Consider the following 23,225-nt stretch of genomic DNA (forward strand, 5'->3'; position numbering starts at 1 on the left):
GAGATGTCTCATATACGAGACATCTTTTTTTGTGATTGCAAAATTAGGGACCCGGAAATAAAGTAAGCATTCCCGCTAAATGGTATAATTACGCTAGTTTTTTGGAATGACATGAGGAATTTGGGATGAGAGTAATAAAGGCATTATCAGTGGGGACAATGCTCGGGTTAGTAGCTAGTGTTGTTCAAACGACAAGGGTATCTGCTGATGAGTATAGTAACAATAAGCCTGAGTTTTCAGTCGCATTATCGGCAATCGATGGTCAACAAGATGACGGGTCAACAACCTGGAATATTAAAACGCAACCGGGTAAAAAATTTGGCGGCGTTGTTTATATTCAAAATACATCCGCAGCCGAAGCAACGTTCCACGTGTCAGTTGAACAAGGGTTTACCAACAACAATTTAGTTGTTGGTTATGCCAGCGGTCATAATAATGATTCGCTTGCTAAAACAATGGACCTTCGGAAAATTGTGAAAGTGCCACAAGAAAGTGTCACGGTCGGCGCGGGCCAAACGGTTTATGCGCCAATCAATTTTAAGATGGCGGATCAAAGTTTTGATGGCACGGTTGTGGGTGCAGTGGTCGTGACAAAGGACGTCCCCGGGAAATCAGTTAAGAAGTCAGGTTTTACCAATCAATTTACATACGTGAAGGGTGTAAAGATTGCTGAGACTGATAAGCAGGTTAACGCCAACTTAACTGAGGCAAAAAAGGGGCGTGTTGTTAGTGGTACGAACCAGCAGGTTTTCCAGTTGGGTGTTGCTAATAACGAAGCCAATTACATCGGTGATATGTCTGTTGCAACAACGATTAGTAAGGGCAACCAAACTGTGTTGACTGACAAGCAAACTAATCGACAGGTGACCCCGAACAGCACATTCACTTATAGTGTGCCTGCTGAGAAGGTGTTGACGGCCGGTAAGTACCGCTATCATGTGAAAATGACGGATGTGAAGAGTAAGCAGTCATGGACGTTTACAGGTGACTTTACGATTTCAGCCGCACAGCAAGGACAAACAACACTCCAACGCACGACGGCCTTCATTCCAACGTGGATTTGGTGGTTGATTGGTATTTTGGCGGCAGCGTTGCTGTTTGTGATTATATTGTTGCTACGACGCAAGAAGCAGGATGATGAAGATAAGTAATGTTAGAAGGAGAGAGCTAATTTACTTATTGAGATAGTGATTAACGTAATAGAGAAATTAAGAGAATTAGGGGAATTTAAATATGATTAAGCAATTGATGTTGGGCGCTGCTGTATTGGCAGGTGTTGTCGGTGTTAGTGGGGTTGCTTCAGCAGCAGACACTATTGTGGGAACGTCGAGTGATGTTGCAACCAATCAAGGAAAGACAAAGATTCAATTTTCAGGTGATTATACCAACGAGTCTGGTTATGAGAATCCAAATGCGGATGGTAGCAAGACTACTGCGGCAGCTGGTAATCAAGCTTTTGGATTGACGCTACTCAATGTGCCAAGTTTTGACTTTGGTTCAAAAGAATTAAGCCAAGCGGCAGCTGGAATGGAAAAGGGATTTACACAAAATGGTGTCTATGATAGCACTGTGGGCAAGTCTAATTTGATTAATGCAGCCAATGCAACTGCTGATGTATATAAGGGATTGGGAGCTATTGTAGTTCGCGATTTACGTGGTGGTAACACTGGTTATCAAGTTTACGCGACGTCTTCATCGCTGTATAACGCCGCAGGTAACCAACTACCGGTTTCTTCGTTGGCATTAACAGTAGCTGGTATGCCTAAGAAGGCACCTAATAATGCGTTGTTGGTTGGTAAAGAAAATGCTGACACGTATCATGCAACTACAAGTACTGTTGCTAAAGTTGCAGATCAGAAGGCAACTGACCAATTGACGGATGCAACTATTACCGCTGATAAAGATGACTACGGAAAACAAGCGGCGTTTGGAAATTTGGTGCTTTCTGGTAATAAGGATACTAACGGTACATTTGCATCTGGTCAAACTAGCGCCACATTGAAGTTGTCATCTGATCAAGTTAAGTCGGGTACGTATACTGGTGTTATCACGTACACGTTACAAGACACGAACTTAATTACGGAAGGTGGCCAGAAAGCAGATGATTCAGCAAATGCAGCGGCGATTGATGATCCGGCCTAAGTTGGTGCTTGATTAAGCAGAATGTTTTGATCCTCACGCAGTATGCGTGAGGTTTTTTGCAGAAAGGAGGTAAAGGGGGTGCGACGATTATTAATGGGTTTGTTGGTTTTTGCGATGACTTTTTTTAGTGGCACAATCATACATGCAGATGATAGTTCAGACCCCACATTTAATCTCTGGAATGATTTTGAAATAACGACAGCTTATTACCGCGAAGTCACGCAAAATGGCGCAATTGTTGATACCCCGATTGATTATTCGCAGTATGCACCTGCAACCGGTGGTGGTCCAACCATTAAACGCGTAAAAGTTGTGCAAACTATAAAGAATACTTCGACGGAAACTAAGCAAATACGTTACGCTGCGTCAGTCATGAGCGGTACGGAGTTTAGTACGGTTTCAGTTTCGGGAATTGTAGCGCCACCTGCCGATCCAAAGCCAAACGACAGACCAGATGGTACGACACGAAAATTATCAAGTGCTTTTGATATTGCGCCTGGGCAAACGATAACAATATCCTTCACTGATGTAGCGATGGATAACCCACAAGGGGTCAATACAATTAAAATTGTACTTTATGATGTCTTGAACAATACGAATAATTCCGCGTCGGCAACTGCATTTATGATTATGTATGGTCTGTTGACCAAGTTGGATGATGAAATAACTGTACCTGTCCAAATTTATTTAAATGGGCAACGGCTTAATGACACGATAAAAGGCGTTGTTGGAAAATTGGTAGACGGTTCAGCGGTGCTGGCAGATGAAGACAATCAGTATCAAAATGCTGTTTATGAAATTGATACGAAGCAACTTTTAGTGCCAAAAGAGATTCCAGGGCAATATCGACTTATTGATAAAATACCACCTAAGCTATACGTCTTTTTACAACAAACTGCCGGACAATCTGGAAATGTGAGTTTTGGAACGGTAGTGACTGATAATACACAACTGTCGTTTGATGGCGTTAAACGTTATGAGGGGATGATTGATGGTGTTTCGACACCACTATATGCATTCGGTGGTTCTGAATCAATTTATGGTGAGACTAATCGCATTGATACGTTAAAAGCTATTGCTCAGTCAAGCGATCAGACACTTTCCCCGTTTGGTGCGATTACGCTTAACACACAAACAGCAGTAACTGGGCAGTTTGTCTATATTGATAATCAAACAGGTAAAGAAGTCGGTACGCAGTATTTCGGCAACAAAGAATCAGGAGATCCAGTTGATAATAACGATTTGGTGGCGCCGTGGAAATTTATTCAAACAGATAGAAAAAGTAAATATATTTATGAACCCGGTAATATTGAGGTCCTTGTGACCAGAGTAACTGATTCGAAGTATAGTAATCCGAATGTTGATGGTACAGGCCAAACGGTGCAACAAGCGACTGCGGGTAATGCTGGATTAATGGCGAACGGCCTGACATTGTTAGAAGTTCCTTCATTTGAGGGAACAGCATCTGTAAGAGATTTACATATTACATTGTCGCCACAAGGTGACTTGCGATACAGTAATATGTTTGATACAAAATTCCATATTATGATGGCCACATCAGCAATGAACGATGGCAGTTACACTTTGCCAGTTACATCCATGGTGGTAAATAATCAGAATATATATCAGGATGGTACGAGCAATTTAGACGGTCTCACGATGGGGTTTGGCCAAAGTGTTTTAACCGGTTCGGGAAAAAGTGGCACTATTCCAGTGGGAGATATGCAGCTGAATTTGAGTAACAATGGTAAAGCCACCACTTACACAGGCACGATCACCTACTCGGCAATCCAGGACGATTTGATTGATAGTGCAAATTAAAAAGCCGTGCTTTGCTAGCACGGCTTTTTATAATGAAAGTCCCATATTTGACCGAAATCCGGCCAGTTTTGATGCGAATAGCGGTGATAACGTCAGAAAAACGAAAAAATGTGCCAATTCCAGACCATTTCGGCATAAAGCCACTTACTGGGGTATTATAATTACATCAAGTAAGGTAAATCAATCGCACGAAGGAGATAGAGATCATGATGACATTTTTGATGAGCTTGTTTAGTTTAATTGCAGCAGCCGTTGCCTTTGCTGGTTACAAGACTATCTTTAAGATTGAAGAAAATGATGAGGACGTGGCTGACGTTGTTGAAGCAACCATCGAATCACATAAGATTGATGTGAACCACAAGACGATGGTATCTCATTAATCACAGAAAAACCGCAACGCTTGCTAAAAGGGTTGCGGTTTTTAAATTAAAATTTTTCAAAAAACAACTAATAAAAAACAAGCAAATTCTGATAAGACGGCCTAAAATAAGAACTGTTCATGAGGAAGTGATTTACCCAAATTTGCCTTCCTAACAGGCTAACCTGTAGAACGTATAACCACGAGTCGCATAATGATTTTTCTCTGTAATGATTATGCGACGGAAGGAGAGCAAGGATAACCACCTTGCTCTCTTTTTTTGCTAAAAAGCATCGACAATTGTCCCTGCGATAGGCCAACGCGATGCTAATTAAATATGGGTGTTAAACACCGGCCTGAAAAGCCAACAAATAAGGGACGCTCCCCATAAAGACGAAAACTAATGTGCCAACCAAGAACACGAGTGAAAACACAAGATTACTGGTCGTTGGCCGCACTGAGTAAACGTAAAATAGATAGCCGGTAATCCCAATCAAAATGGCGGTTGCAACCATCAAAAATACAACAAACGTCATGAAAAATACCCTCAATAAAATTAAAATCTTTTCCCACTTCTCGATGTTTCTTATTTTACGTAAGTTATCAGCCAAAACCAACAAAAGTGCCAAACTTGGGACAAAAACATGTATTTTCAGTTTAACCTGACATGTGCTATAATTACGTCAGTATAAAACGTTGACGAAGACACGTCGGATAACAAAATCGTTTTAAGAGAGTTTGCCAGTGGTGGGAGGCAGATAGCGGTCGTTACGCGATACTACTTCCGAGTGAATTGGGGAACCAATTCCGTATCCCGCGTTAAGGGGACGATGAGGCGAAGGGAAACTTTCGCGAACTCGGGTGGTACCGCGTGCAAACGTCCCGTTACAGCAAGTATAATTGTTGTGACGGGACGTTTTTTGTTTCCACGCGTTAGGTCGATGGATAGTCATTATAGGAGATAAGACACATGGCAGATGTAAAGATTACATTCCCAGATGGTGCGGTTAAGGAATTCCCTGCTGGCGTTACGCCTTTGGAAATTGCGAACGGTATTTCAAAGTCATTGGCTAAGAAGTCAGTGTCAGGAAAGTTGAACGGCCACTACGTTGGAATGAACGATGGCATCAACGAAGATGGTGAATTTTCATTGATTACCAAGGATGATGCGGAAGGAACACAACTTTTGCGTCACTCTGTTTCACACTTGTTGGCGCAAGCATTGAACCGTTTGTACCCAGATCAAATTCACTATGGTGTAGGTCCAGCCATTGAAAATGGTTTCTACTACGATACTGATAAGGTCGATGGTAGCCAAATTTCTGCAGATCAATTCCCAGAAATTGAAAAGATGATGAAGCAAATTGCTTCAGAAAACTTGCCAATCGTGTCACGTGAAATTACGCGTGACGAAGCTTTGGAAATGTTCAAGAACGATCCATACAAGATTGAATTGATTAACGATTTGCCTGCTGATGAGCACATCTCAATTGCTGTGCAAGGTGAGCACGTTGAATTGGACCGTGGTGGCTTGGTACCATCAACGAACTGGATTAAGCACTTTAAGTTGACGTCTGTTGCCGGTGCTTACTGGCGCGGAAAGTCTTCAAACCCAATGTTGCAACGTATTTACGGAACAGCATTCTGGACAGCTGAAGAACTTGATGCTGAATTGAAGCGTCGTGAAGAAGCTAAGGAACGTGACCACCGTAAGATCGGTGCTGAGCAAGACCTATTCTTCACGTCACAAGAAGTTGGTGCCGGTTTGGCTGTTTGGATGCCAAATGGAGCGGCAATTCGTCGTACGTTGGAGCGCTACATTGTTGACCGTGAAGTGCAAGACGGTTACCAACACGTTTACACGCCAATCATGTCTAACTTGAACTTGTACAAGCAATCAGGTCACTGGGATCACTACCGCGATGACATGTTCCCACCTATGGACATGGGTGATGGCGAGTTCTTGGAATTGCGTCCAATGAACTGCCCATCTCACATCATGGTGTTCAAGCACAAGCCACGTTCATACCGTGAGTTGCCATTCCGTATTGCGGAATTGGGAATGATGCACCGTTACGAGAAGTCAGGTGCATTGACTGGTTTGTCACGTGTGCGTGAAATGACGTTGAACGACGGTCACACGTTCGTGATGCCAGACCAAATCGAGGACGAGTTCAAGAAGATTTTGGGCTTGATGATCGACGTTTACGCTGACTTTGATATCACAGATTACCGCTTCCGTTTGTCATACCGTGACCCAGAGAACACGGAAAAGTACTACGATGACGACGACATGTGGGAAAAGGCCCAAACGATGTTGAAGAAGGCCATGGACGACTTGGAATTGGACTACTTTGAAGCTGAAGGTGAAGCTGCGTTCTACGGACCAAAGTTGGACGTGCAAATCAAGACGGCTTTGGGTGGCGAAGAGACGTTGTCAACGATTCAATTGGACTTCTTGTTGCCTGAGCGCTTTGACGTTAACTACGTTGGACCTGATGGTGAATTGCACCGTCCAGTTATGATTCACCGTGGTATCATCTCAACGATGGAACGCTTTACGGCTTACTTGACTGAAATGTACAAGGGTGCCTTCCCAACTTGGTTGGCACCACACCAAGTACGTATCATTCCAGTTAACCGCGATGCACACGGTAAGTTCGCCAAGGACTTGGCAGACCGTTTGATCAAGCAAGGTATTCGTGCTGAATACGAAGACCGTAATGAGAAGTTGGGTTACTTGATTCGCGATGCCCAAACGTCTAAGGTTCCTTACACGTTGGTTATCGGTGATGAAGAAGTTAACAACAACACCGTTACGATTCGTCGCTTCGGTTCAACGGACACAAAGTCAAAGTCTGTTGATGCCTTTGAGGCACAATTGATGGCTGACATTGCACGTCACTCACGTGCAATGGAGACATTGGAAAAGGCTGTTAAGGGATAATCAATCAATTAAAATCTCAGTTATGCTTGTTGCGTAACTGAGATTTTTTTATACCCTTTTTCGTCACGTTTCACGTCATTTTCCTCTAAAATACACATGAAAGAAATTTGTGAGGGAAACAATGAAGAGTAAAGCGGTTGAATACACACTGTTGGGGGTTGGTGTAACGGCGTCGTTAGGGCTGATTTTTCACAATCAAATTGGCACATTAATGATTAAGACGTATAAACCAACGGTGACACAAAAAATGGTCGCAAAAGCGAAAACAGCGAAGGCGAATTATGATTGGAAAAGTGTTAAATCACTGACCGCCCAAGAAATGATTAATGCGCGCTTACACGCAGGAAAGTTGCGTTACATCGGGATGGTTTCTGTACCGGAGATTGGGCTGAGTTTGCCGATTAGCAAGGGCGTTAACGATATAGCACTCACATTTGGCGCGGGAACACTTTATCCCGATCAAGAGATGGGGAAAAACAACTACTCGTTGGCGAGTCATTTTGTTCAAGGTAGCAGTAATAAGAAGGTCCTCTTTAGTCCGATTTACTATGAGGGTAAGACGGGCCAGCATATGTATTTGACGGACATGTCAAAAATTTATAGCTATCAAGCAACGTCAGTAAAGGTTGTGCAACCGACAGCTGTAGAAGTGACTTATAATCAGCCAAATAAGAACCAACTCACTTTGATTACGTGCGATTACACAGCAGAGCGTGGCCGCGTTGTGATGCAAGGCGATTTGAAGCAAGTTTATACCTGGCATGATGCCCCAAAGGAAATTCGTGATTCATTTAGTCGCACAAATGAATGGCACAAAAGTTGAACAGCATAAACATGATTGGCGGCCACTAATGGCTGTCAATTTTTTTATCCCTCATGACTTGCAAGTGGTATAGACCATGGTTTATAATTGGTCTATACCAAAGGAATTGATAGACATCTTATTAAGGGGAGAATAACATGAAAATTCTACAAGTGAGTGATCAAAAAATGGGCGGCCAAGCAGGCTACAACGTCTTTGCAGAGGCGTTAGCAAATGGTGCCACTGTCTTTGGGTTGGCAACTGGTTCAACCCCTATTTCAATCTATGATGCGATTACAGCAAGTGATTTAGATTTTAGCAACGCTGTCTCAATTAACTTAGACGAGTACAAGGGATTGCCAGGGACTCACGAACAAAGTTATCGTTACTTTATGAATGAGCACCTATTTAATAAGAAGCCGTTTAAGGAGAGCTATGTACCTGATGGCATGGCGGATGCGGCTACAGAAACAGCCCGCTATGAGCGCATTATTAACGACAACCCAATTGATTTGCAAATTCTTGGCTTAGGGCAAAATGGGCACATTGGGTTCAACGAGCCAGGCACACCCTTTGATTCATTGACCCACGAAGTGACATTGACCCAGTCAACGATTGATGCCAATGCACGTTTCTTTGCGGATGAAAATGATGTCCCGCGTTATGCGTACTCAATGGGAATTGGCAGCATCATGAAGGCTAAGCAAATCTTGTTGGTGGCATATGGTGAGAACAAGGCAGACGCAGTCGCTGCCATGATTGAGGGCCCAGTAACGGAAGATATGCCAGCTAGTGTGTTGCAACGCCACCCTAATGTGACGGTGATTGTCGACGCTGCAGCAGCGGCAAAACTCACGAACCGTGAAGAAATTGTGCCGTTTGTGTAGAAAGTCCGACCTTTAGGAGATTAAACCGGCGATTGGTTGCAAAGGTATAACGAGCATGTTATATTTATATGCGTAGGGCAGAGATGTCTTACACAACCAATTCTCTTTCTCTCTCTTAGCCGCTGTAACTTGCCAGTTATAGCGGCATTCTCTTTGTAAAGGGACATTTGAGTATGCATTTTACATATATTCTTTAGATTTCCCTAAGAGTGGGTAACTAATTGGCACAAAAGTCTAGTATTCTCATGCATGCATAGCGTATACTATTCGAGTAATAACTATTAAAGAGGTATTGAAACATGGCTTCAAAGACTGAATTGATTGACTTGGTTGCAGCAAAGACTGGACAAGCTAAGTCAGAAACGACTAAGACGGTTAACGCATTGTTGGACGTTATCAAGGACCAATTGGCACAAGGCGAGAAGGTCGCCTTGGTTGGCTTTGGTACTTTCGAAGTTCGCGAGCGTGCTGCACGTAAGGGTCGCAACCCACAAACTGGTGCAGAAATTGAAATCGCAGCCGCAAAGGCACCTGCCTTCAAGGCTGGTAAGGACTTCAAGGAAGCCGTTAACAAGTAATTTAATCGTTACGTTTAAAACGCCACATTAGCATTTGCTGATGTGGCGCTTTTTGCATTGCTGGACTAACCAGGTTTGTTCACAAAATTTAGGTTTCGTTTTAGCTGGCGTGAAGATAGCGCTAAGCTAAGCGTCATATGATAATCCTCGTCAAAAACATTTGGAGGAACACGATATGACAGATCGTAATCAAAATAAAGGTCAACGGCCGTGGTTGCAATGGGTGACCTTGGGCGTTGCTAGCTTAGCAATGGTGTTTAGTCTCATCACCGCCTTTCATCCGTTCGGAATCGGGTCAGACACTAGTCGACCCACTATGACGCAACAATCCGGTGGTTTTGGTGGCCGTGGCCCAATGGAAAATAATCAGGCGGGTTCGAATGGCAACACATCTTCGGGTACAACGAATTCAGTAGATGAAGCTGCAAGCAACGGCACGACGACCCAGTGATAGGAGATTAAAATGAATTTTGTGAAACGAGCAGGAATTACGTTATGGGCCCGCAAAGGCCGTTCTTTATTACTGGTGTTGACGTCGACCGTGATTTTAGTTTTCGTCATGGCTGGTTTAATTATTCAGAACGCTGCATTAACAGCAGCCAATAACGCCGCTAATGCAGTTGGCTCAACAGTCAGCTTATCAGCTAATCGCGAGAAGATGTTTGAACAGATGAAAGCAAGCCAGTCAAGCGCTAGTTCAACATCAAACAGTGAAACGAAACCAACGGCGATTACAATGCCAACCGCAACCGTGAAGCAGGTTAAAAAGATTGCGGCACTCGCTAATGTTTCGTCGTATAACATCACCAATAATGCGTCAGTAAATGCGAATAGTTTTAAGGCAGTGACAACGACAACGACATCAAATGCCATGGGCGGCGGTCCAATGGGTGGTGAGAATAATAGTGGTGATATTCAAGTGAACGGTGTGTCACTTACGGCAGCAACGTCGTCATTTACAGATGGTTCAGCTAAGATTACATCTGGTCGGGGTATCAAAGCGTCTGACCAAGGTACTAACAATGTGGTCATTGAAAGCGAATTGGCATCAGCTAATAAGGTGAAGGTTGGTCAAACGATTACAGTGAAGACGACCGCTGATGATGCGAAAACGGTTAAGCTGACTGTTGTGGGTATTTACAAGGTGAAGACAGCGACCGATGGCTTCCAACGTAATGATCCATCGAATACGATTTACGGTTCATATACCTTGGCTAATACAATCAATGGCACTGAGAATGTCGCGTCTAACGTCACCTTTACGATGGCTGAACCAGCAAAAACAACGGCTTTTGTTAAGGCAGCTAAGAAGTATATTGATACCGACAAGCTTACGCTGACATCGGATGCCTCACAGTACAAGACCGCTGCAGCGAACATGAAGAACGTGGCCGCTTTTGCTTCGAAGATTGTTTGGTTAGTTTCAATCGCAGGTATCTTGATTCTTGGTTTGATTATTATCCTGATTACACGTGAACGTCGTCGTGAAATTGGCGTTCTGGTGGCATTGGGTGAATCAAAGCCTAAGGTTGTCGCACAATTGTTCACCGAATTATTAGCCATTCTGATTGTGGCCCTTGGTATTGCCACTGCTGCAGGAAATGGCGTTTCAGGTGTAATTGGAAAACAGCTAGTGCAACAACAAACGACGCAACAAATGCAAAGCGCGAATGGCGGCCTACCGGGTGGTGGCGCTGGTCAAAACGGTGGCCCAGGCGGTGGTCAAAAGCCATCAGGTAATATGGGTGGCGGCCCAATGGGTACCCGGGGTGGTATGACGAAGACAGCCGAACTCCAGACAGCGATGACACCAGTTGCGGTGGCTGAACTTGGTGGCGTGGCTTTCCTAATTGCTGTCTTATCAGTTTCAGGCGCGGCATTTAGTATTTTGCGCATGCGTCCAAAGCAAATTTTGCAGGCAGATTAATGGAGATAACAGAATGACATTAGAAATCAAACATTTAACGCATTGGTATACGGATCGAGATCATAAATTATATGAAGACGTTAATCTGACATTTGAGTCTGGTCGTTTTTACGCGATTGTTGGTGAATCTGGTTCAGGTAAGACAACGTTACTATCATTTCTAGCGGGCCTTGATGAACCTCGAGAGGGAGACATTCTGGTAGATGGGGTCTCAATTAAGGAAATCGGGTTAACTAAATTTCGCCAGAAGTACGTGTCGACAATTTTCCAGGCCTACAATCTGTTGAATACGATGACGGCGTTCCAAAATGTGCAAACTGCCTTAGCGATTACCGGTTCGATTCACGCAAAAGATAAGGCATATATTCTGGATCAGTTAGCTCGTGTCGGCATTGATGAAGAAAAAGCTCATAAAAACGTGCAACGTCTATCTGGCGGTGAACAACAGCGCGTAGCAATTGTCCGGGCATTATTGGTCGATGCACCAATCGTTGCCGCTGATGAGGCGACTGGTAATTTGGATCATGAGAACTCACAAAAAATTGTGGACTTGTTTGCTGAACTGGCACATGAATTTGGTAAGACAGTGATTTTAATTACGCACGACCGCGATGTCGCGAGTCGGGCAGATGAACAATTACTCTTGCAAAATCACGTTTTTGAACCAATCTAAAAATAAGTGTGTGACGAAAGATGCTTTGAATTGCGTTGGATGACGGATCCAAACATTTGGAACATGTTTAACAACGGGCGCTAGATGATAATCTGGCGCCCGTTTTGTGCTACACTGGAAGGATAATTAATGAAGAAGTGAGATGTACCATGCAAATGACAGGAAATGATTTCATTGCGGCTTTGAAAGATGAAACCTATGAAATCAAAAGCTTTACTGCCGCTGATCAAGCAACCATTAATTTGGATGATTTGTTTGGTTATGTTGAACAAGCGACATCACAAGAGAAATTGTTCAGCGCAGAGTTACTGATTAGTGGGGATGAACCAATTAGTTTACGGGTTGAAACCGGTTTGGTTAATCTACCTATTCGTTATACCAACGCAATTAGTAAGATTGTGATTAATGACCCAGAGACAGAAGTAACGTTATATATGATTGCGGAGCACCCGTTGGTTACCAAGTCTGGTCTGCGAATTGAAACGGCAGCAACCGTCGCGGCTTTTGCGGATGACCCAGAATCCGTTGAAAGCAAGATTGCGACCTTTTTCGATAAAGAATTGCAAAGCATCAATGAGGCTGTCGCAGCGGCCGAGTCTGATGAATCTGAAGCAGAGTAATTGAACGTTAGAGAAAGATTGAGTGAGACATGGCACGGAAAAAGCGTATGAGTCGAAACAAGCGGTTAGCGCTGGTGATGACAATTATTATTTTGGTGGTGTTGGTAGCCCCACAATTTATTAGATACTATATGAACGTGACGGAAGCGAAACAGGCGGCCCAGCAGGAAAAAGATTATTTGGCAAAAATTGCCCGCCAACAACGCTTGGAAGGTGACAACTCTGCCGATAAGTTGCCAGTGACAACGCATTGGGACTTAAATGCTGCGGGGAACATGAAGGTTGTGGTATCTAGTCGGGTTATGAAGGAAACGGATGGCCAGGCGTTGAAGTGGGTTAAAACAGCAGCGAAGGTGTGGAATCAAGCACTGGGGGTGAAGTTCATCTCAGTGCGGTCATCTGATGCCAACCAGGATGAAAATGTTGATCGAAATGTCTGGCCACAAGATAGTGACTACCAGTTGTTGGTTGGGTATAAAAAAATGACTGACACGGCTGGTAAGGAAGATACCTCAGTATTGGCCACAACGACTGAAGGTGGCAATACGATGTGGATTTCAGCCCATGCGGCGAAGGTGTGGTTGGCAGAAACGATACAGCGTGAGGATTATTTGTCAGGGGCGGTGTATGGCCCAGTCACATCGGCGGATATTACGGCCTTACACGATAAAGAGGCTGAGCATACAGTGATTCATGAATTTGGGCACGCATTAGCGCTCAAGCACCAAGGATCCGCACTTGATTTAATGTCGCCGATGGTAGGAATTAAAGATTCAAGTAAGCCGAATGAAACGGAAGTCATGCAGGTTAAGACGATTCGTTATCTGGCCATGCATCCTGAAGCACTTAATGAAGGCACGTATAATGATGTCTTCCGTAAGTATTACAAACAAATAAACGGCCAAGACATTCCAGATGATTTGGTTGTTTTGAATGATAGTCATGATTAAGGGGATTTAATTATTATGAAGCACAATATTTTAACGGCCCACAAGGTCATTGGTACGCTCGTTGGTATCATTGTGTTTTTGTTGTTATTTAAGTACGTGGCCATACCAGCTGGCGTACCCAACACGAAGATAACGTTAGCACCAGCTTGGTTGGCATTGATAACAGCTATTTTCGGTCCGATTGCCGGGGCGGTTGTTGCCTTTATTGGGCACACATTAAATGATGGCCTGGCATCAGGAACGGTTTGGTGGACATGGGCGATTGCTGATGGCATGTTTGGTCTATTTCTAGGGTTAGCAACGCAACGAATTGGGTTGTTTATTGGTTCATTGACGGCCCGCAAATTAGTGCTGTTTAATGTTTGGCAACTAATTGCCAATGTGGTGGCTTGGTTAGTGATTGCACCCTTGGGTGACCACTGGATTTATGGTTTGGCGTTATCAGAGTCATACCAGCAAGGGGTGGTCGCTGCTTTGGCGAATACGGTGGTCATTGCTGTCCTTGGCACAGCCTTAATTACAGTTTATAATCGTTATTTTGTTAAGCAAAACTAAGCTTTATTCATTTTCTATTACGGCCATAGGTTGAAAATTAATAACGACTGTTGCAACAGGGAATCCTTGATATATCAAGGGTTTCCTGTTTTTTAGTTATCGCGATTCATGGTTTATTTTCAGTTAGTGTGGTAGAATTTATGCATTAGTAATGAATAAAAAGTGAGGTGTACCATGGCAAAGTTAATTGATGGTAAGGCGATCGCCAAGGCGTTACGCGCTTCGGTTACGGAACAAGCCACGCGTTTATCAGAGGCTGGTGTTGTGCCTGGATTAGCGGTTATTTTGGTTGGTGATGATCCAGCAAGTGAAATATACGTCCGTAATAAGGAGCGTGCCGCTAGTAAGGCCGGCGTTAATGCACAAACCATCCGTTATGATGCAGAGACGGCGGAAGAAACTTTGTTGGCAAAAATTGCCGAGTTGAATGCTGATACAAGCGTTGATGCCATTCTGGTACAGAGCCCGGTTCCAGGTCACATTGATGAACACAAAATCCAAGAAGCGATTAGCCCAGCTAAGGACGTAGATGGTTTTCACCCAGAGAACATTGGTCGTTTGTATGCCAATCGGGAAGGCTATTACCCAATTGCCAATACACCTCGAGGCATTATGACGATGCTCGCTCATGAGGGTGTCACGTTGGCGGGAAAGAATGTTGTGATTATTGGTCGCTCCATTTTGGTCGGCCGGCCCATGTTTGCGTTGGCGCAAGCAGCTGATGCAACGGTGTCATTGCTACACCGCTATACACCAGATAACTTACGCCACGAATTATTGCAACAAGCCGACGTGGTTATCGTTGCAACTGGTGTCGCTGGTTTGGTAACGGGATCCGACTTGAAAGCGGGTGCCACGGTTATCGATGTTGGGATTAATCGAATGGCTGACGGTTCGTTAGTTGGCGATGTTGACTTTGCTTCAGCGGAACCAGTTGCCGGCTTAATTACGCCGGTTCCTGGTGGGGTTGGTCCGATGACCATTGCCACATTATTGCAAACGACAGTTGAGTTGGCTGCATTACATCATGGTGTTACATTGGAGGCAGGATGGCAGACTATTTAACGGTTTCAGCGCTAACCAGTTATCTAAAGCGTAAATTTACGGCTGATCCGTATTTAAAAGAAGTCTATGTGACGGGTGAAATTTCTAATTACCGTCAACGACCTGGTCATCAATATTTTTCTTTGAAGGATGACGGGGCGGTGCTTAATGCAACGATGTTTAAGTTTGCCTTTCAAAAGTTGCAATTTAAGTTAGAACCAGGGATGAAAGTTAACGCCGTTGGCCACATGGATTTGTACGCGCCCAATGGGTCGTACAGTCTTATTATTGATAAGCTAGAACCGGATGGCGTCGGGGCCCTTTATCAGGCATATGAACAGTTAAAAGCGAAGCTATCAGCTGAAGGTTTATTTGACCAACTTCGCCGGCCAATTCCACGCTTTCCTAAGAAAATTGCTGTGATTACATCACCGAGCGGGGCTGTTATCCGCGATATTATGACGACGGTTCGACGACGTTACCCAATTGCGGAAATTGTTTTGTATCCTGCAGTTGTGCAGGGTGATGGGGCGGTACCGTCATTAACGAAGCAAATGACGGCCGTTGCAGAAGCAGCCGATTATGATGTCTTGATTATGGGGCGTGGTGGTGGCTCGATTGAAGACTTGTGGGCTTTTAATGAGGAGGCGGTGGCACGCCAAATGTTGACCATGCCAATGCCAATTATCAGTTCGGTTGGTCACGAGACAGATACAACGATTGCAGATTTTGTAGCCGATCAGCGGGCCGCTACACCAACGGCAGCGGCAGAATTAGCGACACCGGTACCATTGGCTGACTTATGGTTGGGCATTCAGCAAATGCAACAACGACTGGTTAACCAAATGCAGCGCCAAGTTGTGGCTAACCAAGAACGCCTAAGCCGGTTACAAAATAGTTACGTGTTGACACAACCAGCTCGTTTGTACGAAGGATATTTACAACGATTAGATATCGCGCAACAACGGTTACAACAAGCGGTTACGACAACGGTCACGCAGCGTCAGCATCAATTTGACTTATTGGCACCACGTTTAGTAAATGCGATGACCCGCCAGGTTGAGCGTTCCCAGGAACGAGTTGGTCGCGCCGTGGCTGGCTTGCAGTTAGTGAGCCCGTTGGCTATCTTAGCCCGTGGTTACAGTGTTGTTGAACATGACACGCACATTTTAACGACGGTAGATGATGTTGCTGTTGGTGATACGGTTCATATTCGGTTGGCGACTGGTGAATTAGACGCCACGGTTACAGCAAAGGAAAGTGAAAAATAATGGCAGAAAAGACATTTGAAGAAAATTTGGCAACACTGGAAAAAATTGTTGCGCAACTTGAAAAGGGTGACGTACCGCTAGAAGAAGCCCTCAAACAATTTGAAGTGGGTGTTAAGTTGAGTCAAGAACTACAACAAACCCTACAAACAGCTGAACAGAGTTTGGCGAAAATTGTGAATGCGGACGGGACGACATCAGATTTTGAACCAGAGGGTTAACATGAAATTATCAGAGTTTTCAGCAACTGTTGTCCCACAAATTGAGGATAAGTTAGCTGCTGAGTTAGCACACAGTACATCTAACCAAACGATGCGTGACGCCATGACCTATGCCGTCATGGCAGGCGGCAAGCGACTACGCCCATTGCTAACATTAGCTGTGGCGCAGTCTTATGGATTGGGTATCAACGGTTTGCTTCGGGCAGCGAGTGCTTTGGAGTTAATTCATACTTACAGTCTTATTCATGATGACTTACCGGCGATGGATAATGACGACATGCGACGTGGCAAGCCAACGACGCATAAGGCATTTGGTGAAGATGTGGCGATTTTGGCAGGGGATGCCTTGCAACCATTGGCCTATCAATGGTTGGCGAGTGACCCATTGTTGACAACACCGCAAAAGGCTGAATTGACGCTACAACTGGCCTTGGCTTCAGGTGCTGATGGGATGGTTGCCGGGCAAGTCATGGATATGGCCGCAACTAACGCAGCAACTATCTCATTAGATCAAGTTAAAGCAATTCACTACCGTAAAACTGGCGCACTGATTGCGTACGCGGCAATTGCTGGGGGAATCATGGCCCATGCGTCTGATGAAGTCAAAGAAACCTTGTGGAACTTCGGTATGGCCTATGGTTTGGCCTTTCAAATCAAAGATGACTTGGATGATCTAGGGCAGGATGATGTTGCCGATAAGCAAGCATACCCAACTATTTTGGGCGTTGACGGTGCGAAGGATGCCTTGCGGGAACAGGTTCGAATTGCGACAAATGCCATTGTAAAGTTTGGCGAACTAACGGGAAACGAAACAACTTTGTTGTTGTCGTTTCTGGATTATTTTGAAGAGGTTGTGGAGAAGTAGATGGCAATTGAAAAAGAGCGCGTTGATGTTTTAGCAGTACAACAAGGGTTGTTTACGTCACGTGAACAAGCGAAGCGAGCAATTATGGCTGGCGAAATCTTGGGCGAAAATGAGCAACGCATGGATAAAGCGGGCGAGAAAATCCCGGTCACAACGGAGCTTCATTTGAAAGGGGCGCCGATGCCATATGTGTCACGTGGTGGATTTAAATTAGAAAAAGCCCTCGAAGTTTTTGATATTTCAGTGCAGGACAAGGTTGTTTTGGACATCGGTTCATCAACGGGTGGTTTTACAGATGTTTCGCTACAAAATGGGGCGAAGTTGGTCTACGCTTTAGACGTGGGCACAAATCAACTGGTTTGGAAGTTACGTTCGGATGAACGCGTTGTGGTGATGGAAAACACGAACTTCCGCTATTCAGAACCAACTGACTTTACGCACGGTCAGCCGGCAGTCGCGACGATTGACGTGTCATTTATTTCACTAAACTTGATTTTGCCACCGCTGGCGAAGATTTTGACGCCAGGCGGTTCGGTTGCGACGTTGATTAAGCCACAATTTGAAGCTGGTCGGGAAGCAATTGGTAAGCATGGTATCGTTAAGGACGCCACAACGCACTTGGCGGTTCTTGATAAAGTCGCTGGTTATGCGCAAGCGGCAGGTTTTAGTATTGTGGCACTTGATTACTCACCAATTAAGGGTGGGTCAGGTAACATCGAGTTCTTAGCACACTTGGTATTGGACGGTGGCGAGAGCACGATGACTGAATCAGAGCGTGAGGCGGTTGTAACACGTGCACATGCGCAATTGAACGCGCGTCGTGAGGAAAATGCGGATGAGACGAAGTAAGCAAGAACGTCAGCAAGCAATTAAGTCATTGATTAGTAATGAACAGATTCAACGGCAAGAAGATTTGGTTCAAAAATTAAACGAGGCTGGTTGGGAAGTCACGCAAGCCACCATCTCACGTGATATCACTGAGATGCAATTGGTAAAAGTGCCATTGCCAACGGGTGGCTTTGCGTATGCCATGATGTCTGGTTCGGATTACTTGGGTCAGTTAGGGCGTATTTTGAAAGAAAGCACGACGGAGATTAAGACGCAAGCTAACATGGTGATGATTCGTGTTGCGCCAGGAACTGGACCAGCGTTAAAAACGGCGCTCGAAGAGGCTGATTTAACTGATGTGTTTGGTTTGATTGGCGATGACGCCGGCGTATTAGTCATCTTAAACGAAGGCGTGTGGGCGCAACAATTTGCGACTGACTTGATGGCGAAAGCTTAGTAGAAAGGTAGGAGGACGCAAATGTTACAGGAATTATCAATTCAGAATTTTGCGATTATCCCGAAACTGAATATTAGTTTTCAACCGGGGATGACGGTATTAACCGGTGAAACCGGGGCTGGTAAGTCAATTATCATTGATGCGGTTGGTTTGTTGACTGGTGGTCGTGGGTCGCAAGACTTTATTCGTGAAGGTGCTGACAAGACTGTCTTGCAAGGGTTGATTGACGTAGAACCTGATCAGCCAGTTGTTGCAGTGTTGAACGAGCTTGGCATCCCCGTGGAGGATAATCAACTGTTGATTCATCGTGAATTACAGCGAAGTGGGCGAAATGTGATTCGGGTTAATGGTAGTTTAGTCAATGCGGCGACGCTTAAGGAAATTGGACAGCACCTTGTTGATATTCATGGGCAAAATGAGCACCAAGAGTTGATGCAAGTCGAACGCCACTTGGGCTTATTAGATGAATTTGCCAAAAAAGCCATTGCACCCGTTGCACAAAAGTATCAAAAAGCCTATGAAAACTACCGTAGTTTGGAGACGGCCTTTCACAAACGTCAGGCTGATGAACAAGCTTGGGCCCAACGATTGGACATGCTGAGTTTCCAAAGCAAGGAGCTAGCTGATGCTGCTTTGGTTGATGGCGAAGAAGAAGCGTTGGAAGCTGAATATCAAGAGCTAACGAACTTTCAGGATGTTTTGGAAGCTTTGTCTAAAGCATATGAGGCCCTTGATGGTGACTGGGACAATAACGGGTTAGAGACGATTTCGACAGCAATGGGATCGTTGGAAGATATTGAAGAACTAGCACCGAAGTATGGCAAGTTAACCGAAGCAGTCCGTGGGGCGTATTATGAATTACAAGAAGCGGCTTCTGAAATTATGTCCGTCCGAGATGGATTGGAATTCGATGCCGAACGGTTACGCGAGGTTGATGATCGCTTGAATTTGATTCGTAATTTGGAACGCAAGTATGGTGCGACGATCGCAGACGTCTTGGCACATCAAGAACATGTCGATAGCGAGTTAGCTGACATGGGTGGCGGGCAACAATCCGCTGCTGAGTTAGCTGAACAAGTTGAGGAAGCAGAACGCGTGGCGCGACAATATGCGGATAAGCTACATGAACTACGTGAAAAGGCGGCCAAACAGCTTGCCAAAAAGATTCACGAGCAATTAGCAGATCTTTATATGGAAAAAGCCGTCTTTTCTGTCCGTTTAACCGCTAGTGCCACGTTGCATACGGCGGGTTACGATCTGGCCGAATTTTATATTCAAACAAACCCTGGTGAAGGTGCGAAACCACTTGTGAAGATTGCTTCCGGGGGTGAATTGTCACGCATGATGTTGGCGATGAAAACCATTTTTTCACGGGAACAAGGGATTACCTCAATTATTTTTGATGAGGTTGACACGGGAGTTTCTGGTCGTGTCGCCCAGGCGATTGCGGAAAAAATTGCGGTGATTGGTCGTTATTCACAAGTGTTGACGATTACACACTTACCACAGGTTGCGGCGGTCGCGAACCATCATTACTTTATTCAAAAGCGCGTAATTGGTGACCGTACTGAAACAAGTATTCAACAGTTAACGGATGAAGAACGTGTGGATGAAGTCGCACGCATGTTGTCGGGTGATGAACTGACGGATGCAGCTAAAGAAAATGCCCGTGATTTGATTCAACGGGCTGTTGCAAAACGAACTGAATAATCCTAAAAACGAGCAAACATGCTCGTTTTTTTGGTGAAACAAGCTTAAAATGAGTCGTATGATTGAAAGTGAGGACGGGGCATGGAAATAATTGTTGGCAAGTTGTCTAACCGACAAATGGCGCCGTTTGGCCAGTTATTAAATATGTTTTCAGATGCTGCCGAAGCGCGATTGCACTATCAGCAAGCACAGAGCATTTCAGCAGGGTTACTATTTGTTGATAACGAAACGGTAGTGGGCGCAGTGCTCTATCGCAACGAAGGTGGTCATATTGTGCTAGTCAGCACATTAGCCTGGAAGACGGTTGATCGACTGACTTTATTCGAGCAACTTATGACGTACTTTAGCAAGCATCGAGTGAAAAGCTTACAAATGAAAGTAGCGCCAAACCAAGCGAACAGTCCATTGCTAGATGGTTTTGAACGGGTTGATGAACTAACCTATCGGCGCACGTTCTCATATCCAGTAGCATTGGTCCTTGGTGGTGGTGGTGCGCATGGGGCGTTTGAAGCTGGGGTTTTTGACGTCCTGAAAAGTCGTGGCATTATCCCGCATGAGGTACTGGGGGTCTCAGTTGGCTCGATTAATGCGATGTCCTTTATGCACCTTGATAGTACAATTTCACACGCGACTTGGGACACGTTGACAACGGACGTCGTGTACGAAGTGCCAGAAGTTGGTGTCTCACGGGTCGATTTTAGTAAAACAGTTGCGACGCACCTTGTTGGTCGGCACTACTTTGAAAAAGAATCGTTGCGTCAGTTGATCTATCCCGTGGTTGCGCATGAACTGGCAACGCCAAGACTAGCTGAAATGACCTTGGTCGCCACAGAATTACCATTGTTGCGGCCAGCTAGTTTTTCGGTGACAGACGAAACCACGGCTGATGAACTGACGGATTGGATATTGGCTTCTAGTGCTTTTTATCCGGTCGTTTCGCCAGTCATGATTAACGGGAAACAATATATTGATGGTGGTTACAGTAATAACTTACCAATAAATATTGCCGCTGATCATGGTGCCAAGGAAATCTATGCAGTCTCAATTATGGATGGGGTACCTGAAGATTGGACACGACCAGATGATGCCGTGGTGCATTATATTCGAACACCTTGGCAATTTGGCCCCTTACTGGACTTTTTCCCTGATTTAAGTGGCGAGTACGTGACACTCGGCGAAATCCGCACGAAGCAAGTGTTAGGTGAATTAGGTGGCTACTATTACGCATTGCCGGCCGACGTTGATATTAGTTGGTTGGGTGGCGTGCAACTGGTGAAGTGGTTAGCAACCGATCCTGTGACCGCACCAATCGCAAATGCGTTAACGGAGCTACCGGTTTGGTTGGCCTGGCAACAATGGTTAGCGCGAGATATTGATCCCGATGCGACTGGGGATGAAGCTGGTCAAGGATTGGCAACAATAGAACGCTTGGCTCGTTTGTTGGCAGTTGATAAACTGCAGGAGTATGATTTGACGACCTTTGTTGCCGCGATTGTGGCGGCTGGTCGCACAAACCGACAAGCGTTACCGACGCCGACCCATCACTTAACGCGGACATACATCTTAGCAAATCTAGATGTTGTGTTAACTGGTGTGTTGTACTTGTTGTCTAAGTCAGAAAAAACGAGTAGAATAAATAAATGATTAGCTAGAGAAATAGATAGGAGTAAGATTACCATGAAGCGTGGCGTATTAATCGTACTATCGGGTCCGTCAGGCGTCGGTAAGGGAACTGTCCGAAAGGCGTTGTTTGAAGAATCAGACATCGACTTTCAATATTCAATTTCCATGACCACGCGACAACCCCGAACGGGAGAAGTGAATGGGGAAGATTATTTCTTCGTCACACGAGAAGAGTTTGAAGCAGAAATTGCTGACGGTGGTATGTTGGAATACGCTGAGTACGTGGGAAATTACTACGGTACGCCAAAGAGCTTTATTGAGAAGACATTGGCTGCTGGACGTGATGTCCTATTGGAAATCGATGTGCAAGGTGCGTTGCAAGTGAAGGAAAAGATGCCTGAAGGGGCTTATATTTTCTTGACACCACCTGATTTAGGGGCCTTAAAAGAGCGCTTAATCGGACGTGGTACTGAAGCAATGGAGGTTATTGATCGCCGTGTTTCAGCTGCAACAGCCGAGATTCGCATGATGGCTAACTATGATTACGCTGTCGTAAACGATGAGGTGCCTTTGGCAGTTGATCGTATTAAGGATATTATTAAGGTGGAGCGTTTGCGCGTAAACCGAGTGTTGCCAGAATACATTACAATGATTGAGGAGCTAGAAGCATGATTTTATACCCATCAGTTGATAAGTTGTTGGAACGTGTCGACTCACGTTACAAGTTGATCGCTTTGGGGGCTAAGCGCGCCCACGAATTAGAGCAAGGTGGTTTGCCTACTTTGTCTCACTTCGACTCAGTAAAGCCAATTGGTCAAGCGTTTGAAGAAATTGAAGCTGGTAACGTTGTTATCGATGAAGAAGCTTCTAAGTTGGAAAAATAATGGTGTTAATAAAAAAGCGTCGTCGTTACGTACGTTACGTTTACGTTTTACGTTTTACGTTTTAC

General features: G+C 44.8%; 25 protein-coding genes. 24 read left to right on the forward strand and 1 reads right to left on the reverse strand.

All coding sequences use genetic code 11. The features are described from left to right. The first annotated feature begins 125 nt into the window (after positions 1–125). From ESE_RS0106480 to ESE_RS12365, 4 genes are all read left to right on the forward strand, one after another. The gene (locus tag ESE_RS0106480) at positions 126–1,151 is read left to right on the forward strand and encodes a WxL protein host-binding domain-containing protein (RefSeq protein WP_080553235.1); all 1,026 of its coding nucleotides are present in this window, start codon (positions 126–128) and stop codon (positions 1,149–1,151) included. A gap of 82 nt (positions 1,152–1,233) precedes the next feature. Then, the gene (locus ESE_RS0106485) at positions 1,234–2,142 is read left to right on the forward strand and encodes a WxL domain-containing protein (protein WP_010373059.1); all 909 of its coding nucleotides are present in this window, start codon (positions 1,234–1,236) and stop codon (positions 2,140–2,142) included. 78 nt (positions 2,143–2,220) lie between these two features. Next, a complete protein-coding gene (locus tag ESE_RS0106490; RefSeq protein WP_137636359.1) occupies positions 2,221–3,963 on the forward strand; it encodes a hypothetical protein in 1,743 nt (580 codons plus the stop codon). Between the two features lie 206 nt (positions 3,964–4,169). After that, positions 4,170–4,343, forward strand: coding sequence for a hypothetical protein (locus ESE_RS12365; protein ID WP_010373064.1), 174 nt, complete (start codon positions 4,170–4,172; stop codon positions 4,341–4,343). 322 nt (positions 4,344–4,665) lie between these two features. Here the strand turns inward: ESE_RS12365 and ESE_RS0106500 are convergent, their stop codons facing one another. After that, positions 4,666–4,857 (reverse strand): hypothetical protein, encoded by a 192-nt coding sequence (locus ESE_RS0106500; protein WP_010373067.1) that lies wholly within the window; start codon positions 4,855–4,857, stop codon positions 4,666–4,668. Positions 4,858–5,291: 434 nt separating this feature from the next. On the opposite strand from ESE_RS0106500, the gene thrS reads away from it, so the two are divergent. The 20 genes from thrS (at position 5,292) to rpoZ (ending at position 23,160) form a co-directional block, all read left to right on the forward strand. Then, positions 5,292–7,268, forward strand: a complete 1,977-nt coding sequence (gene thrS / locus ESE_RS0106505) for a threonine--tRNA ligase (protein WP_010373069.1) — start codon at positions 5,292–5,294, stop codon at positions 7,266–7,268. A gap of 121 nt (positions 7,269–7,389) precedes the next feature. Then, the gene (locus tag ESE_RS0106510) at positions 7,390–8,091 is read left to right on the forward strand and encodes a class A sortase (RefSeq protein WP_010373071.1); all 702 of its coding nucleotides are present in this window, start codon (positions 7,390–7,392) and stop codon (positions 8,089–8,091) included. A gap of 137 nt (positions 8,092–8,228) precedes the next feature. Next, a complete protein-coding gene (locus ESE_RS0106515; RefSeq protein ID WP_010373074.1) occupies positions 8,229–8,957 on the forward strand; it encodes a glucosamine-6-phosphate deaminase in 729 nt (242 codons plus the stop codon). A gap of 299 nt (positions 8,958–9,256) precedes the next feature. Then, positions 9,257–9,535, forward strand: a complete 279-nt coding sequence (locus ESE_RS0106520) for an HU family DNA-binding protein (protein ID WP_010373075.1) — start codon at positions 9,257–9,259, stop codon at positions 9,533–9,535. Between the two features lie 175 nt (positions 9,536–9,710). Continuing rightward, a complete protein-coding gene (locus ESE_RS0106525; RefSeq protein WP_010373078.1) occupies positions 9,711–9,986 on the forward strand; it encodes a hypothetical protein in 276 nt (91 codons plus the stop codon). 12 nt (positions 9,987–9,998) lie between these two features. Beyond that, on the forward strand, positions 9,999–11,462 hold the full coding sequence (locus ESE_RS0106530) for an ABC transporter permease (protein ID WP_010373080.1): 1,464 nt from the start codon (positions 9,999–10,001) through the stop codon (positions 11,460–11,462). Between the two features lie 13 nt (positions 11,463–11,475). Further along, positions 11,476–12,135: an ABC transporter ATP-binding protein gene (locus tag ESE_RS0106535; RefSeq protein ID WP_010373081.1), complete on the forward strand. Its 660-nt coding sequence runs from the start codon at positions 11,476–11,478 to the stop codon at positions 12,133–12,135. A 149-nt stretch (positions 12,136–12,284) separates the two neighbouring features. Further along, positions 12,285–12,755, forward strand: a complete 471-nt coding sequence (locus ESE_RS0106540; protein WP_010373083.1) for a hypothetical protein — start codon at positions 12,285–12,287, stop codon at positions 12,753–12,755. Between the two features lie 29 nt (positions 12,756–12,784). Continuing rightward, positions 12,785–13,705 carry a zinc metalloprotease gene (locus ESE_RS0106545; RefSeq protein WP_010373085.1) on the forward strand — a complete coding sequence of 307 codons (921 nt, stop codon included), beginning with the start codon at positions 12,785–12,787 and terminating at the stop codon, positions 13,703–13,705. A gap of 15 nt (positions 13,706–13,720) precedes the next feature. Next, the gene (locus ESE_RS0106550) at positions 13,721–14,260 is read left to right on the forward strand and encodes an ECF-type riboflavin transporter substrate-binding protein (protein ID WP_010373087.1); all 540 of its coding nucleotides are present in this window, start codon (positions 13,721–13,723) and stop codon (positions 14,258–14,260) included. Positions 14,261–14,434: 174 nt separating this feature from the next. Then, positions 14,435–15,325 (forward strand): bifunctional methylenetetrahydrofolate dehydrogenase/methenyltetrahydrofolate cyclohydrolase, encoded by an 891-nt coding sequence (locus ESE_RS0106555; protein ID WP_010373089.1) that lies wholly within the window; start codon positions 14,435–14,437, stop codon positions 15,323–15,325. Beyond that, positions 15,310–16,575 carry an exodeoxyribonuclease VII large subunit gene (gene xseA, locus ESE_RS0106560; RefSeq protein ID WP_010373091.1) on the forward strand — a complete coding sequence of 422 codons (1,266 nt, stop codon included), beginning with the start codon at positions 15,310–15,312 and terminating at the stop codon, positions 16,573–16,575. The genes ESE_RS0106555 and xseA overlap by 16 nt, the downstream gene beginning before the upstream one ends. Beyond that, complete coding sequence (locus tag ESE_RS0106565; protein WP_010373093.1) at positions 16,575–16,793, forward strand: exodeoxyribonuclease VII small subunit; 219 nt, start codon at positions 16,575–16,577, stop codon at positions 16,791–16,793. The genes xseA and ESE_RS0106565 overlap by 1 nt, the downstream gene beginning before the upstream one ends. Before the next feature lies 1 nt (position 16,794). Further along, a complete protein-coding gene (locus ESE_RS0106570) occupies positions 16,795–17,658 on the forward strand; it encodes a polyprenyl synthetase family protein (RefSeq protein WP_010373095.1) in 864 nt (287 codons plus the stop codon). Next, positions 17,659–18,507 (forward strand): TlyA family RNA methyltransferase, encoded by an 849-nt coding sequence (locus tag ESE_RS0106575; RefSeq protein ID WP_010373097.1) that lies wholly within the window; start codon positions 17,659–17,661, stop codon positions 18,505–18,507. Then, positions 18,494–18,943, forward strand: coding sequence for an arginine repressor (locus tag ESE_RS0106580; protein WP_010373099.1), 450 nt, complete (start codon positions 18,494–18,496; stop codon positions 18,941–18,943). Before ESE_RS0106575 ends, ESE_RS0106580 begins: the two co-directional genes overlap by 14 nt. 21 nt (positions 18,944–18,964) lie before the next feature. Further along, complete coding sequence (gene recN, locus ESE_RS0106585) at positions 18,965–20,653, forward strand: DNA repair protein RecN (RefSeq protein ID WP_010373101.1); 1,689 nt, start codon at positions 18,965–18,967, stop codon at positions 20,651–20,653. Positions 20,654–20,734: 81 nt separating this feature from the next. After that, complete coding sequence (locus tag ESE_RS0106590) at positions 20,735–22,297, forward strand: patatin-like phospholipase family protein (RefSeq protein WP_010373103.1); 1,563 nt, start codon at positions 20,735–20,737, stop codon at positions 22,295–22,297. A gap of 33 nt (positions 22,298–22,330) precedes the next feature. Continuing rightward, positions 22,331–22,948: a guanylate kinase gene (gene gmk / locus ESE_RS0106595; protein WP_010373106.1), complete on the forward strand. Its 618-nt coding sequence runs from the start codon at positions 22,331–22,333 to the stop codon at positions 22,946–22,948. Then, positions 22,945–23,160, forward strand: coding sequence for a DNA-directed RNA polymerase subunit omega (gene rpoZ / locus ESE_RS0106600; RefSeq protein ID WP_010373108.1), 216 nt, complete (start codon positions 22,945–22,947; stop codon positions 23,158–23,160). The genes gmk and rpoZ overlap by 4 nt, the downstream gene beginning before the upstream one ends. Positions 23,161–23,225 lie beyond the last annotated feature (65 nt).

The sequence above is a fragment of the Weissella cibaria KACC 11862 genome (assembly GCF_000193635.1).
Lineage (GTDB): Bacteria > Bacillota > Bacilli > Lactobacillales > Lactobacillaceae > Weissella > Weissella cibaria.

Coding starts and splice junctions, on each gene's coding strand:
- ESE_RS0106480 (WP_080553235.1), top strand. CDS start 126: ATGAGAGTAATAAAGGCATTATCAGTGGGGACAATGCTCGGGTTAGTA.
- ESE_RS0106485 (WP_010373059.1), top strand. CDS start 1,234: ATGATTAAGCAATTGATGTTGGGCGCTGCTGTATTGGCAGGTGTTGTC.
- ESE_RS12365 (WP_010373064.1), top strand. CDS start 4,170: ATGATGACATTTTTGATGAGCTTGTTTAGTTTAATTGCAGCAGCCGTT.
- ESE_RS0106500 (WP_010373067.1), bottom strand. CDS start 4,857: ATGACGTTTGTTGTATTTTTGATGGTTGCAACCGCCATTTTGATTGGG.
- thrS (WP_010373069.1), top strand. CDS start 5,292: ATGGCAGATGTAAAGATTACATTCCCAGATGGTGCGGTTAAGGAATTC.
- ESE_RS0106510 (WP_010373071.1), top strand. CDS start 7,390: ATGAAGAGTAAAGCGGTTGAATACACACTGTTGGGGGTTGGTGTAACG.
- ESE_RS0106515 (WP_010373074.1), top strand. CDS start 8,229: ATGAAAATTCTACAAGTGAGTGATCAAAAAATGGGCGGCCAAGCAGGC.
- ESE_RS0106520 (WP_010373075.1), top strand. CDS start 9,257: ATGGCTTCAAAGACTGAATTGATTGACTTGGTTGCAGCAAAGACTGGA.
- ESE_RS0106525 (WP_010373078.1), top strand. CDS start 9,711: ATGACAGATCGTAATCAAAATAAAGGTCAACGGCCGTGGTTGCAATGG.
- ESE_RS0106530 (WP_010373080.1), top strand. CDS start 9,999: ATGAATTTTGTGAAACGAGCAGGAATTACGTTATGGGCCCGCAAAGGC.
- ESE_RS0106535 (WP_010373081.1), top strand. CDS start 11,476: ATGACATTAGAAATCAAACATTTAACGCATTGGTATACGGATCGAGAT.
- ESE_RS0106540 (WP_010373083.1), top strand. CDS start 12,285: ATGCAAATGACAGGAAATGATTTCATTGCGGCTTTGAAAGATGAAACC.
- ESE_RS0106545 (WP_010373085.1), top strand. CDS start 12,785: ATGGCACGGAAAAAGCGTATGAGTCGAAACAAGCGGTTAGCGCTGGTG.
- ESE_RS0106550 (WP_010373087.1), top strand. CDS start 13,721: ATGAAGCACAATATTTTAACGGCCCACAAGGTCATTGGTACGCTCGTT.
- ESE_RS0106555 (WP_010373089.1), top strand. CDS start 14,435: ATGGCAAAGTTAATTGATGGTAAGGCGATCGCCAAGGCGTTACGCGCT.
- xseA (WP_010373091.1), top strand. CDS start 15,310: ATGGCAGACTATTTAACGGTTTCAGCGCTAACCAGTTATCTAAAGCGT.
- ESE_RS0106565 (WP_010373093.1), top strand. CDS start 16,575: ATGGCAGAAAAGACATTTGAAGAAAATTTGGCAACACTGGAAAAAATT.
- ESE_RS0106570 (WP_010373095.1), top strand. CDS start 16,795: ATGAAATTATCAGAGTTTTCAGCAACTGTTGTCCCACAAATTGAGGAT.
- ESE_RS0106575 (WP_010373097.1), top strand. CDS start 17,659: ATGGCAATTGAAAAAGAGCGCGTTGATGTTTTAGCAGTACAACAAGGG.
- ESE_RS0106580 (WP_010373099.1), top strand. CDS start 18,494: ATGAGACGAAGTAAGCAAGAACGTCAGCAAGCAATTAAGTCATTGATT.
- recN (WP_010373101.1), top strand. CDS start 18,965: ATGTTACAGGAATTATCAATTCAGAATTTTGCGATTATCCCGAAACTG.
- ESE_RS0106590 (WP_010373103.1), top strand. CDS start 20,735: ATGGAAATAATTGTTGGCAAGTTGTCTAACCGACAAATGGCGCCGTTT.
- gmk (WP_010373106.1), top strand. CDS start 22,331: ATGAAGCGTGGCGTATTAATCGTACTATCGGGTCCGTCAGGCGTCGGT.
- rpoZ (WP_010373108.1), top strand. CDS start 22,945: ATGATTTTATACCCATCAGTTGATAAGTTGTTGGAACGTGTCGACTCA.